The organism is Streptomyces sp. NBC_00210, from assembly GCF_045160975.1.
In the GTDB taxonomy this organism is placed as follows: Bacteria; Actinomycetota; Actinomycetes; order Streptomycetales; family Streptomycetaceae; genus Streptomyces.
Window position 1 is genome coordinate 8,213,666 of the sequence record NZ_CP108120.1, and the last position, 14,527, is coordinate 8,228,192.

Annotated in this window: 6 protein-coding genes; 5 read left to right on the plus strand and 1 reads right to left on the minus strand. The window is 65.8% G+C overall.

What is annotated here, in order from left to right:
- Positions 1-100 precede the first annotated feature (100 nt).
- A complete protein-coding gene (locus OG729_RS36965; RefSeq protein ID WP_405810417.1) occupies positions 101-3,361 on the minus strand; it encodes a hypothetical protein in 3,261 nt (1,086 codons plus the stop codon).
- Positions 3,362-4,170: 809 nt separating this feature from the next.
- Between OG729_RS36965 and OG729_RS36970 the strand changes: the two genes are divergently transcribed.
- The 5 genes from OG729_RS36970 (at position 4,171) to OG729_RS36990 (ending at position 13,415) form a co-directional block, all read left to right on the plus strand.
- Positions 4,171-5,358 (plus strand): hypothetical protein, encoded by a 1,188-nt coding sequence (locus OG729_RS36970; RefSeq protein WP_405810419.1) that lies wholly within the window; start codon positions 4,171-4,173, stop codon positions 5,356-5,358.
- Positions 5,359-5,425: 67 nt separating this feature from the next.
- Entirely contained in the window at positions 5,426-6,841 is a 1,416-nt protein-coding gene (gene istA, locus OG729_RS36975; protein ID WP_405811003.1) for an IS21 family transposase, read from the plus strand.
- On the plus strand, positions 6,838-7,608 hold the full coding sequence (istB, locus tag OG729_RS36980; protein WP_405803643.1) for an IS21-like element helper ATPase IstB: 771 nt from the start codon (positions 6,838-6,840) through the stop codon (positions 7,606-7,608). The genes istA and istB overlap by 4 nt, the downstream gene beginning before the upstream one ends.
- An 81-nt stretch (positions 7,609-7,689) precedes the next feature.
- Positions 7,690-13,077, plus strand: coding sequence for a polymorphic toxin-type HINT domain-containing protein (locus OG729_RS36985; protein WP_405810421.1), 5,388 nt, complete (start codon positions 7,690-7,692; stop codon positions 13,075-13,077).
- Positions 13,078-13,079: 2 nt separating this feature from the next.
- Positions 13,080-13,415, plus strand: coding sequence for a hypothetical protein (locus OG729_RS36990; RefSeq protein WP_405810422.1), 336 nt, complete (start codon positions 13,080-13,082; stop codon positions 13,413-13,415).
- Positions 13,416-14,527 lie beyond the last annotated feature (1,112 nt).

The window sequence follows — 14,527 nt, forward strand, 5'->3', positions numbered from 1 at the left end:
TACCAGGAGCCACCCCGTCGTGTGTCATGGCCTGCGGTGGCCGGTGGCGCCGCGGTGCGACGCGGACGTACGCCCCCGTCGCACCGCGGCTGGAGCCCATCTAGAAGATGCCAGTGATGCTCGTGTCCCATGAGCCGAGGCCCACCAGGCGAGGGCTTCGGTGCGTGGTGGGTCCGCCGGGGTAGAACAGCAGGCAGCCGGTGGGGCAGGTGGTGGTCTTGGCTGCGCCGGTGTCGTCGACGTAGGGGACTGTCAGGGCGGGGTCGGCCGGTGTGGTGGCCCACACATCGCCGTACGTCTCCCCGCTCGTCGGCTGGAACTGACGGTAGGTGATGTCGGTGCCGGCGTCCGGGTCGCTGTAGGTGGCGGTGCTGACCATTCCCTGGGCGTTGCCGGGGGAGGCCAGGTGGGGGCGCTGCTGCCAGCCGGCGTTTCCGTACGTGGACCGTGTGCCCAGGGAGAAGACGCTGTTGGTGATCCGGCCGGGGTAGAGGTAGAGCTGGCCGGTGGCGGGGTCTCGGGCGACGAGGTCTTTGACGCCGTCGTCGTTCTGGTCGCCGACAGCGAGGTTGGTGTAGTCCTTCCAACCGGCGAGGCCGAGGTTGACCCGGTGGTACAGGTCGAACGGCACGGTCTGGTTTTGCGAATGGCTCTGTGCATCGCCGATCGTGTTGCCGGAGTAGAGCCACAGGGCGGCGTTGGCGCAGTCATCGTCTTTGCATTCGATGGTGATGAGGTCGTTGCCGCCGACGTGGCCGGCCGTCGTGTTGCCGTCGATGTCGCCGGGAGCGATGATCTGCCGGATGCGTCTCCAGTCCGGGGCGTCGTCCACGCTCCCGTGGGGCACTTCGGTGCGGGTGTCGAAGGCGGGGGTGCCGAGGCCGGTGCCGCCGTAGACCCACAGCTTGTTGTCGCTCAGACGCACCACGAAGTCCTCGTAGCCGTCGGGCTCCGCGGTCGGGCTGGTGAAACCGACGAGGTCGCCGCGGTGCGCGATGAGAGCACCGCCCCAGCCGCCGATTCCGACCGTCTGGGCGGCGGCGACCTTGCCGGTGCCGTCTCCGGCGTACAGACGCAACTTGTTGGTGTCGTCGCTGGCGACCATGTCGGCATAGCAGTCGCCGTTCAAGTCCCCGGGCAGGTCCGTGCGGGCCAGGCCGGTGCCGGGGTTCATCCCCGGGGCGTAGACGAACTCGGACTTGGTGGTGCTGAGGGTGATCGCGTCCTTGATGTTGTCCAAGGGGGAGTGGTTGTCGGCGGTGTCGTAGGCAACCACGTGCAGGGTGCTGTTCGGCCAGCCGGTGGGGATCACGTCGATGAAGGCGGTGTGGTGGTCGGCGCCGACGTTCACCCAGCTGCCGTTGTGGCAGCGGACGCTGGAGGCGGACAGCTTTCCGTCCATTGACCAGCAGAAGCCTGCCACGTCGTTGGCGGAGTTGTAGAGCTTCAGCCGGACGGTCTTGCGGGCCGGGTACTTGTCGGTGGCTTCATTGGCCGCCGTGTCGTCGGTGTTCGTCACTGTGACGGCTTCGGCGGGGCCGTCCTTGTCTACGGTGAAGGAGCAGGAGGCGGTGTAGCTGCTGGTGGTTCCCTCGTTGTCCTTGGCGCGGAGCTTCCAGGTGTATGAACCGTTGGCCAGATTGGCGTACGGCACGGTGACCGAGGCCGTCTGGCCGCTGGAGACGGTGTCGGTGGAGGGATTGGGACTGAAGGACACCGCGCTGCCGCCTGCGGTGGTCACGGAGAACTCGCCGGTGACCGTCCCGCCGTCCTGGTCCTTGAGTGTTGCCGTCAGAGCGATTCCGCTGTTGCCGATCACGTCACCGCACGGAACCTGCTTATTGCCGTCGCCACCCTCACTGAAGGATCCTTCGTAGGCCTTGGCGGTGCTGACGGTGGGCTTGTAGTTGTAGGTGACTTCCAGAGCTGGGCTGTTGGTGAACCGCTTGAAGCTCTCGGTGTTGTACTCGTAGCCACTTGCGGCGCGCATGCCGAAGGCCACGGTTCCCCAGCCGCTGTCGGCCGCCTGCTGGATGTAGTTCGTCAATGCGGTGGAGTGGTAATCGTGTCCCAGGTTCCCCGCGCAGAAGGTGGGGTTGCCGTGGGCGTAGGAGTCGGAGTCGAGCTTGGTGGCCCAGCTCGGCTGACTGCTCCAGGTGGGTGTGGTGGTGATGCCGCCGGTTGACCACAGCTCGGTCGGCCCGGCGGCAGAGGCGTCGCAGCCCCACGAGTGCGTCTCGACCACGGCGAAGGTCGCGTCGAGGATGTCAGCCCCCGCCAGGCCGTCAGTGTTCATCGCGAAGAACGACCGCGTGGCGCCAGTGCCGTTGAAGCCCACCCGCGGCTCGTCGCTCGGCGTGCCGGAGTGCCAGCCCGACCCGTTCGGGTACGCCTCACCTGGTGTCGCCGAATACACGACGGCCCACTTCTCCCGGTACCCACCGGTGAATGGCGGATCCACCACCAGCGGGAACTGGTCCGCGGTGGCCAGCAGCGTGGGGTCCGGGGTCAGCGTCAACGTGTTGCCGGAGATATCGGCGCTCACCGGCGCGGTCTGCGGCTGATCGCCGGTGCCCGCAGCGGCCACGCGCGCCCCGCTGACCTTTGGCTGTTCGTCGGTGGCGGCCGGCTGCTCCCACATCTTCGGGCGGGGGGCGCTGAAGACGACATTGCCGCCTGCGTCCTTGGCGGTCAGGTTGTCCCCGGCGTCGTCGGTAAGGGTGACACCGGTGGTGGCGATACCTAGCTTGATGCTCTTGACCGCAGGGCTCGCGGCGGCCTGCGGGGTGTTGATGATCAGGTGTTCGGCGAAGCCGTCGACTTCGGCGATGACCTTCAGGTCTATGTCCGGCAGAACCGACTTGTACAGGGCGGTGTTGCCGTCCAGGACCGGCTGCGGAAGCGCGGTCGGCCAGGACAGCGACAGGCTCTTGCTGCCCTTGGTCATCGTCGCCAACGGGCGTGTACCGCCGCCGGAGAAGGCGATGCCGAAGGCCGGTGAGGTGGGGCCGACCGTGCCGTCGCCGCGCTGGACGATCGTGGCGTCGGCCTTCTTCCACACGCCTTCGTAGCGGGTCCACACGGGGGTGGAGTACTGGCGGCGGGTGGTGGTGCCGTCGGGATTGGCGAAGACCTCCGCGGTCTCCTCCCGCCGGTCGAGGATGTCCACGCGTTGCCCGGTCTTCGCGGCGACGTCGAACGCCTCCGCCTCGGAGGCGGACGCCTTCGGCGGCGCGCTGTCGGCGGCGACTGCCGCGGTAGGAACGGCCAGCGTGGTGACGGCCGTCAGCGGCAGTCCGAGGGCGAGAAGAAACGCTATGGAGCGTCTTCTTCTGCAGTCCGTCGTGTGCGGGTCTGTCATGAGGCGCCTTTCTGGAGCGCATGCGCGTGGTGCCTGAGACTCGCAGATTATTCACACTGTGCAGATTTCCCAAGTTCTTTGGGGGCACTGCACTTTAGGCAAACGTAATGCAAACTGCTAGCTGCGCTCATGGGCGTGCAGCCGATGCTAGACGCCGCTTTCGATCCCTCACGGGTGCTTCTGTCCCGATCGATCCCTTGATCCAGAACGATCCACTCTAGATCGATTTCGTACGTAAAAACGCTCAACTCCCGTCTAAGGTCACCTGGTTGAACACTTGTGCAAGGGCCGATGAGTCGGCTTTGCTTTACAGGCTCTTCATAAGATGCAGGTCTAGGGGTGGGGTTGTCATCGTGTTTCGCCGTGGTTTTGGCATGCCGCTTTCTGCTCACCCGCTGGTGCGGTTTCGTAGTGCATGCACCCTCTCAGTCGGCCTGCTCTCCGGTGCTCTGAGCCTGTCTCTGCTATCCGCGCCGGCGTGGGCAAACCCCGGTGACGGATTCTCGCTGCGGCCCCTGCAGAAGACCGCTTCGGTGCCGGGCAAGGACCTGAACGTCAGCCGCTCAATTAAGCTCTCGCCCTCTGAGCGCAACCGCTGGCACCCAACGGGAAAGACCACGTGGCCGACCGCCGGTCAGGCGGACGTCGTACTGCCCGGCGCCTCGAGCAGCGCGGCAGAGAAGGCCGCTGGCCGTCAGCGGGTCCAAGCGGGGTCGCTGCCAGTCCGAGTCGGCCGGCCGACCACCACTTCTGCCCTGACCAAGGCCGGCACCCGCACCGCGAGCACCGCGAGCCCGGACCGGGTGCGCGTGAAGCTTGCCGACCGAAAGACCACGCAACGGGCAGGGATCCAGGGCCTGCTGTTCTCGATCCAGCCGACCAGCACCACCACCCCACCCGGTGCGGCCGCTGTCCAGGTCGACTACGCGAGCATTGAGTCGGCCTTCGGCGCGGGCTGGTCCTCCCGGCTGCGCCTGGTCCAGCTCCCTGCCTGCGCGCTGACCACCCCGGGCAAGGCCGCATGCCTCAAGGGCGTGCCGCTGGCGACCAACAACAACACCAAGGCCCGCACGCTCAACGCAACTGTGACGTTCCCGGCCGCCAATGGCACGGCCAAGCAGTCAGGCGCAGCTGCCGCGAACGGCAGCATGGTGGTGCTGGCCGCCGCGGCGGCAGCGGATGGCGGGGAGGGGTCGTTCAAGGCCACTTCGCTGTCCCCTTCCGGGTCGTGGTCGGCCGGCGGGAACTCCGGTGGGTTCAGCTGGAGTACCCCGCTGGGGGTGCCGTCCGTCCCCGGCGGGCTGCAGCCGAAGGTGGCGCTTTCGTACAACTCTTCTGCGGTGGACGGCCGGACATCGTCGACGAACAACCAGACGTCGTGGATCGGTGAGGGTTGGGACTACTCGCAGGGGTTCATCGAGCGCACCTATGCCGGTTGTGAGAACGACAAGCAGGGCGGTAACAACACAGAGAAGGTCGGCGATCTGTGCTGGAAGTCGCAGAACGCAACACTCTCCCTGAACGGCACGTCCACCGCCCTGGTGTGGGATGCGAGCAAGAGCGTATGGAAGCTCGCCGACGACGACGGCTCACGCGTCGAGCGGATCCTCGGCAGCTCCCCGAACGATGTCAACGGTGACGAGGACTACGAATACTGGAAAGTCACCTCGCTGGACGGCACCCAGTACTGGTTCGGCAAGAACCGCCTGCCCGGGTGGACCAGCGGCAAGGAAGAGACGAACTCCGTCTTCACTGTTCCGGTCTACGGCAACCACAGCGGCGAGCCCGGCCACGGATCGGACTTCGCCTCGTCCGCGGCAACGCAGGGCTGGCGCTGGAACCTCGACTACGTCGTTGACCCGCACCACAACGCCATGGCCTTGTACTACTCCAAGGAGACCGGCTACTACGCGCAGAACCTGAAGGTCGATGCCCCGGTTGTCGGCGTACACGTGAACGTCCCCACCCGCGTACGGATGAAAAGGGACAGTTGTTGATGCGGTGAGACCTGTTGCCCGCCACTCTGCTGCTTGATCGATGTGGGATGGCGGAGGGCGGTTGACGGTGGTCTTGGATCCGCATCGCTGGCTGGAACTGCGGCGTTTCCGTGGCCTGTTGGAGTCCGGGGCGATAAGTCTGTCGGAGATCGCCAGGGAGACGGGGCTGGACAGGAAGACGGTCCGCAAGTACCTCTCTGCACCTGGTCCGGCGACTCCTCCGAGGCGGTCGGCGAACGGGCGGTCACGGGCGAGGGCAATCGACGAGTTCGCGCCGCTGGTCGACTCGATGCTGCGGGCCGAGGTCCTGATGAAAGCGGCGGTCATCCACGAACGGCTTGCCAGCGAGTACGGGTTCACCGGCAACTACCAGCGGACGAAGCTCTACGTCCAGGATGCCCGTCCCAGGATCGCCGAGGAACTCGGCATCACGCCGAAGGAACTGGCGGGCATGCACCGCCGCTTCGAGGTCATCCCGGGCGCCCAGGCCCAGGTGGACTGGGGCGACGAGGGAAGGACCCTCGCCCACATGGGCATCGGCAAGGTCTACTCCTTCCACATGACGCTGTCGTACTCCCGTGACCCGTTCTGCTGCTTCACCACCAGCCAAGACCTGCAGTCGTTCTTCGACTGCCACCGCCGGGCGTTTTCCCACTTCGGCGGGGTGCCCATGACGATCGTTTACGACCGCACCAAGACCGTCGTCCGCCGGCATGTCGCCCCCGGCGAGGCGGTCCCGCTGCATCCGGAGGCGGTCGGCTTCGCCGGCCACTACGACTTCGACATCGATGTCCTGGCCGCCTACCGGCCCACCGGCAAAGGCCGCGTCGAACGCCAGGTGCTGATCGTCCGAGATCACGTGCTGTCCGGCCGGGCTTTCTGCTCCGTCGAGGAGATGGACGCCGCGTTCGCCGCGTGGGTGCCGCTCCGGCGGGCTCAGATCCACAAGACACACCGGGAGGTCATCGGCGAGCGGGCGGCCCGCGACCACGCGGCCCTCAAACCGCTGCCGCCGACCCCCTATCTGGTGGCCGAGCGGCACCTGCGGCCGGTCGGCAAGGACTGCCTGGTCGCCTTCGGCGGCAACCTCTACTCGGTGCCCGCCCGGCGCGTCCGCCCGCGCCAGCTGGTGGAGATCCGGGCCACGAAGTCGCAGGTCATGCTGCACTCCACCGTCCCCGGCACCGACGGCGACACGCTGCTGGCCATGCATGCGCGGGTGGTCGGCCGCGGTGTCCGCGTTGTCGAGGAACAGCACTGGGACGGCCTGCCCACCGGCAAGGGACGCCGAACCACCACCGGCGACATCCCGCCCCGGCCCCGCCCGCAGCCCCGAGGTGAAGAAGCCGGCCCGTTGCAGGCCCTGCTGAACCGGGCCGCCGCCACCCGGATCGAGGTCGGCCGCCGTCCGCTGTCGGTCTATGACGAACTGACCGGCACCCGCCCCTTCACCACCAGCCGACCGACGAAGGAATCCTCTTGAGCGAGCTGACCGGCAACCGCATCCGCACCACGGCCGGCAAGCTCGGCCTGCCCCACCTGGCGGAAACCATCAACGAGTTCACCCGGCGCGCGGACGAGGCGAAGATGGGCTACCTCGACTTCCTCGACCTGGTCCTCTCCGAAGAACTCGCCGTCCGTGACGACCGCCGCTTCCGCACCTGCCTGCGGACCTCAAAGCTGCCGCACCACAAGACGCTCGACGAATACGACTTTTCCTTCCAGCCCGAACTCGACCCGCGCAAGGTCAAGGACTTGGCCACCTTGTCCTTCGTCGAGGCCAAGGCGAACGCGGCCCTGCTCGGTCCGCCCGGGGTCGGCAAGACGCATATCGCCGTCGCTCTCGCGGTCGCGGCCTGCCGGGCCGGCTACTCGATCTACTTCACCAGTCTCGACGACATGGTCCGCAACCTCAAAGCCGCCGAAGCGACGGGCCGGCTGACCAGCAAGCTCGGTTCCTACCTTCGGCCGAGCGTCCTGGTGGTCGATGAGGTCGGCTACCAGCCCCTCGAACGAGCGGAAGCGAACCTGGTCTTCCAGGTCATCTCCAAGCGCTACGAGAAGGGCTCGATCATCCTCACCTCGAACAAGACCTTCAGCGAATGGGGCCAGGTCTTCGGCGACGAAGTCCTCGCCACCGCCATCCTCGACCGCCTCCTGCACCACTGCGAAGTGATCGCCATCAACGGCCCCAGCTACCGACTCAAGAACCGACTCAAGGCCATCGAGCGAGAGAACGAAGTGGCCTGACAGCTGGGGACGTTCATCTGTACGCGGCTGGGGAGCTGAGGCCGTACGCCGACACCGGTCTCATACATCCGTGGTGGGTACTTGAGTCGCATCGACTATGGCCTGCGCGCCGGTGCCGTTCCTGCGACGGTCAATCCGGCGGGCCGGGTGACGTTCGGTGTTGCGGAACGGTGCCTCGCGAACTGCGGCACCTTCGATTCGGACCACGCCACGAACTGGCCCGACGTCCCGGTCGACTTGGACTGCACTGCGGGCAAGCAGTGCTTGAAGCCCTCGCCGTCGTTCTGGACCCGGAAGCGGCTGACCGATATCAACACCTTTGCCCTGCAGGGCAGCACAATGCAGCCGGTCGATACTTGGACCCTGGCCCAGTCCTTCCGGGCCACCGGTGACGTCTCAAAGCCGGCCTTGTGGCTGGAGTCGATCCAGCACACCGGCAAGGCCGGCGCCCTCGCGGACCTGACGTTGCCGAAGACCACCTTCGGCGGGACACCGATGCCGAACCGTGTGGACTCCGCAGAGGGACGGCCGCCGCTGAACAAGTACCGCATCACCCAGATCACCAGCGAGACCGGCGGCCAGACCCTCGTCACCTACAGCCCTACCGAGTGCACCTCCACCAGCCTGCCGTCCTCCCCGGACCAGAACACCAAACGCTGCTACCCGTCCTGGTGGACCCCGGACGGCGCGGTCGACCTGGTGAAGGACTGGTTCCACAAGTACTTGGTAACCCAGGTGATCGAGGACGACACCACCGCCGGCACCGGCTCGGCCTCGAAGACCACCACGTACGAGTACGACGATGGGCCCAACTGGCGGCGTGATACCGGTGAGTTCACCCTTGACAAGCACCGCAGCTGGGGAGTCTTCCGTGGCTACGGCACAGTCCGCACGCTGACCGGCGCAACCAACCGCACCATGGCCGAGACCAGCTACTTCCTCGGCATGTCTGGTGACACCCTCGCCGACGGCACCCTCAGGCCCGTGGCCAAGATCAACGGCATCACCGACCGGGACGACTTCGCCGGACGACCCGCGCAGACTCGCACCTACGACAAGGACGGGAGCGGCGGCAAGGTGGTCGCCAAGACCACCTACACTCCGTGGGAGTCCGACCCGACCGCTACCCAGAACATCACCGGGATCACCGACCCCGACAAACCGAGCACCCCTGGCCCTGTGCTGCCGGACGCCATGGCGCTGCATGCGGGCACGGTCACCGAGGCCGCCAGCACCCTGCTGGACGACGGCACGACCTGGCGCACCCTGATAACCACCCGCGACTACGACCCGGTCTACGGTCTGGTGACCGCCGAGGGCGACGACGGCGATACCGCCCGCGGCGTGAAGCCGAAGTGCACCCGCACGTACTACGTCACCCCAGACACCACCAACTGGCTGATCTCCTACCCCTCCCGAGTCACCACCGTCGCCCAGGCACCCTGCGCACTCGGCTACCTCAATCCCGCCATCACCGGATCCACCCGCTCCTCCTACGACGGTCAGGCATCCGGCGTCGCCCCCAACCCGGGGCAGGCCAACGTGACGAAGACCGAGCAGGCATCCAAGCTGGACATCAACGACCAGTTGGTGTGGGAGACCACCACCCAGACCGCTTACGACCAGTACGGGCGAATAGTCTCCGCTGCAGGTCAGGATGGTCGGCCCGTCACCACGGCCTACACCCCCGCCACCGGTGCCCAGCCCACCACGGTCACGGTCACCAACCCCAAGGGATACGGCACCACCACCGCCCTGGACGGGCTTCGCGGGCTCACCTTGAAGGTCACTGACCCCAACCAGCGCGCTGCCACCGGTGAATACGATGCGCTCGGCCGCCTCACGAAGGTCTGGAGCGCAGGCCGAGCCACCACCGCCAACCCCAATGCCACCTTTGCGTACAACATCTCCGCCACCGCACCGTCCACGGTGACGACGAAGAACCTGTACGAGAACGGCACCTGGGGTACCAGCGTCGCGATCTATGACTCGCTGCTGCGTGAGCGCCAGACCCAGACGGATGGGATCGGCACCACCGGCCGGACCGTCACCAGCACCTTCTACGACACCCATGGCCGCCCCTTCCAGTCCGATGCCCCCTTCTACAACGACCAGGCCGTCTCCACCGCGCTGCTCACGGTCACCCCGAACCAGATTCCCAACTCGGTCGTCACCGAGTACGACGGCCGAGGCCGTCCCACGGCCACGGTCACCCTGTCACTGAACGTGGAGAAGTGGCGCACTACCTTCGCCTACGGCGACACCTGGACCTCCACCGTCCCGCCGGCCGGTGGCACCGCGACCCTCGCCATCAACGACATCCGCGGCCGCGCTATTGAGGGACGCCAGTACAAGGACCGCACCCCGCTCATAGGCGCAGCCGCCGGCCAGTACGAGAAGACCACCTACGCCTACGACCGGGCCGGCAACCTCGAGAAGGTCACCGACGCGTCCAGCCGCAACTCGTGGACATACACCTACGATCTGCGTGGCCGGCAGACCGCCACCACCGACCCCGACAAGGGCGCCACCAGCATGGCCTACGGCGCCGACGGCCGCATCGAAACCACCACAGATCCCCGCGGCACTCTGGCCACTACTTACGACGAACTCGGCCGCAGGACCAGTCTGCGCACCGGCTCGGTCACCGGCACCAAGCTGGCCGAGTGGACGTATGACACCGCCACCGGCGGCAAGGGCCTGCCCGCCTCCTCCACCCGCAACGACACATCCGTCACCCCGGCGGCCGCCTACAAGACCGCCGTGACAGGCTACGACTCCGCCGGCCACGCCACCGGCACGACGGTAACGGTGCCGTCTGTGACCGGGGAGGAGAAGCTCGCCGGCACCTACACCATCGCCACCACCGTCACCCCGGTCAGCGGACTGCCCGCCACCGCCGCCTACAGCACCGGCAACACCAACGCTACCACCGCACTGCCCGCCGAAACCGTCACCAACCACTACGGCGCCCAGGACCAACTCGGCATCGTCGACGGCACCCTGTCCCAGGTCTACCTGCGCGGTGCCAGCTACACCCCGTTCGGCGAACTCGCCCAGGCATCCCTCGGCAACCTCGGCACCCGCGTCATCCAGACCCTCGGATACGACACCGTCACCCGCCGCCTCGCCACCTCGATCGTCGACCGCGAGACCTCCAACCCCCAGACGCTGTCGAACATCAAGTACACCTACGACACGGTCGGCAACGTCACCCGGATCCGCGACGACCAGAACGACGGCACCATCGCCGACGACCAGTGCTTCGCCTACGACTGGTCCCGCCGCCTGTCCGAGGCCTGGACCACCGCCGATGCCTGCACCACCCAACCGGTCAACGGAACCGGCACCCCGGCCCTCGGCACCGTAGACCCCTACTGGACCAGCTGGACCTTCACCGACTCCGGCGACCGCGCCACCGAAACCCATCACAAAGCCGGCCCCATCACCGCCGACACCACCCGCACCTACACCTACCCCACCACCACCGGCGCAGCCCAGCCGCACGCCGTCCGCACCATCACCGCCACTGGCGGCGCCACCGGGACAGACACCTACCAGTACGACACCACCGGCAACCTCACAAAGAAGACCCCAGCCACCGGAGCCATCCAGGACCTCACCTGGAACCAAGAAGGCAAACTCGCCACCTCCACCATCTCCGGCGCTGTCACCAAGTTCCTCTACGACGCCGAGGGCACGCGCATCCTCAAGCGGGAACCAGCCGCCACCACCCTGTATCTGCCCGGCGGCCAGGAACTCGTCCTCACCAAGTCCACCGGCACCCTGGCCGGCACGCGCTACTACACCGTGCCCGGCGGCTCCGCCATCCGCACCAGCAGCGACGGCAAGGTCCGCCTCCTGGTAGCCGACCACCACGGCACCAACCAACTGTCCGTCAGCGCCACCACCCTCGCAGCCAACCGCCGCAAGCAACTCCCCTACGGCGCCCCCCGCGGCACCGCTCCCACCTTCTGGCCCGGCCAGAACGGCTTCGTCGGCGGCGACATCGACACCATCACCGGATTCACCCACATCGGCGCCCGCGACTACGATCCAGCGACCGGCCGTTTCATCAGCGTCGACCCAGTAATGGATCTGACGAACCCCCAGCAGATGCAGGGGTACTCGTACGCCAACAACACCCCGGTCACCTCCTCCGACCCCAGCGGCCTGTTCTGCGACGGTTGCAGCGTCGGCAACCCCGACACCGCCTGGACGCCCGAAAACGGCCCCGGCTGCACGCACTACGCCTGCTACGACGACGACGGGAACGTAGACACCAGCACTCCCGTCAAGGGCGGTGGCGGCTCGGCCCCGCCGGGAGCTCCGCCCGCGCAGGGAAATCCCAAAATCGGGGGTGTCAAGATCCCCACTCCGAAGGAGATGGCTGCTCGGGGAATCCTGACACCTTGGAACACCTACCAGGACGCGCTCCACACCTGGGCAGTGGGTACCTGCCAAGGAAGTAATGCCGATAACGCTCGCGAATTCTGTCGTGCGGCGATGGAAGTTGGCCTGCTGGACGCGAAGCACCCATGGGTCGGAGTCGCCATCGCACTTATCGGCGGCTGTGTTCTGGCAGCCGAGGCATGTATCGGCGCTGCGATGGATGCCGTAGTTAGCGAGATCGAGGTCGCTTCGGGAGGATCGCTCGGCGCAAGCGCGACCCTAGCTACACTCCGCAGCAAACTGGGAGGCCTGTACGGCAGACTCGAAGCCGAGAGTAGTCGGGCTGCGCCCGGCGAAACAGCGGCCCTGAAAAGACTCCTCCCTGACTGCAACTGTTTCCTCGCCGGCACCGACGTCCTCATGGCTGACGGCTCCACGAAAGACATCGAAGACATCGAGGTCGGAGACGAAGTCCTCGCGACGGACCCTGAGACGGGAAAGTCGGGCAATCGCAAGGTCACACGCCTCATTCGCACCGAAGGCGACAAGTACTTCAATGAACTGACGATCGCGACCGATGATGGAGCCCAGAAGCTCATCGCCACGCATGGGCACCCCTTCTGGTCACCTTCCGAGAAACGGTGGGTCGAAGCCGGTCAACTCCAGCCGCGCGCCACACTCCTCACGGTTGATGGCACCACGGTCACTGTCACGAACAACCGTCCGTTCGTCAAGCATGCGCGTACTTACAACCTCACCGTTGAAGATCTTCACACGTACTATGTACTCGCCGGCGAGACGTCCGTACTCGTGCATAATGCCGGATGTGATGAATGGGCGGCTGCATTCCAGAGGAGGAATGGCGGGGAAATCAAGACCTTTGTCGGCCCTGAGGGCGATAGGTATTCGATGGGCCCTTATAGGCCTGGAGGAAAGGAAGTGGACGAAAGCTGGTTCCATCACACTGTGGTAATTACAGATGGCAAGGTTCATGACCAATGGCATCCGGATGGGATTGACGTGGGTGAGTATAAAAGACTCTGGGATTATGGCGACGACATAGACTTCGGGTTCTAATCATGAGTGTCCCTCTGTCTGAGTTCTTGCCGAGATTCAAGAAGTATCTGGGCGTCTACGTAATGCGGCAGACCTATGCTGAAACCTGTGCGTTCCTCACTGGCTACGAGCTAGGGTCGGAGCACTTCATCCTCAAGGAATTCCACAGCTGGCTTGTCCTTAGGGGTAAGGGTCGTCCAGAACTCTACTGGCCACTGCTTGTCCTGTGTGAGGTGTATGAAGATGGCGCCCTGCCGGATATTAGATATTTTACTTCTGAGGAGGATGGGCGAGCAGTCGCTATCCTTTTTGCCTTGCTTGAGGAGTTCTTTGAGTCTCGGGCGATTGGTGGGGCTTGATTGATGAGGGATCTCATGCCGTGGAGTACCTCGAAATCCAAGATGGCTAACGAGCTCGTGCATCGTTAGCGGCGGTGGCCGCGGCAGTGATCGTCGATCATGGTCTGTGTCGTGGGGAACCGGGTATGAGCAGCGATCAACGGGAGCCCGATATGACGGGGCTGACACCCGCGGTGTTAGCTGAACTCGTCGCCGAAGTCGGACCGTTGTGGCATTAGAGGCATCAGGTTGCGCTCGCCTCTCGGTCGCGGCGCCTGGGCAGTGGGGCCGGTGCGAAGTCTACGACCGCGAGCGCAAGGCTCACTCCTTCCGCCGCATCCGCGTAGAGCGCGGGCATCACGGAGGGGGAGGTGCGCCGACTCGCCGCGGGGGCGCACGTGTGGGGCCTGCCAGCAGGTAGCGGAGGGCGGCACCATGATCTGGCTCTCCAGGATGACCGGTGGCGCGGGGTGTCCTTCGGGCTCGCGATGCCGTAGCGACCTTCGGCGAGCCCGCTGACCGAGGCCACATCCCCTCACGGGACAGGGGTCAGCAGGCGGCTCACCATGTCGGACAGGGCACTGGCGGAGCCGGTGGTGGAGGTGTACGCGCTGGAACCCACATCATGGTCATCGCTGTGGCCCGGACACGACCAGTGGATCTTGCTGGGCAGCCTGCCAGTGTGCAGGCATAGTGGTGCAGCCCCCGTGTCGATCCCGGTGGAGACGCAATACGTCACTCTCCAGGTAGGCAGCTGACGTTCGAAAATGCCGTGTGGCTCCACCTGCGGGCGAAGAGGGCCGGGCCTCTCTCGTCGGTAAGGCTCTCCGTTGCGCGCTGGTACGTCCACCCGCAGCTGCCTGTGTCGAGCAGCCGATTGGGTGGCAACCGAGATGCCGAGGAAGGCGCTGTGTGGACGCGGTGTGGACACAAGCATCTGCACAGACCTGCAAAGCGCGACTGCGAGCCGCAAGCAATACCATCGCTGACCTGTGAAAACGCCCAAGATCTGAGCAGAATCACAAAGGCCGTCACGATCACAAAAGGACTCATAATCCGTCGGCCGTGGGTTCGAGTCCCACCCGCCCCACCATCTAGGGCCCTGACCTGCGGAAACGTTTCTTCCGAGGTTG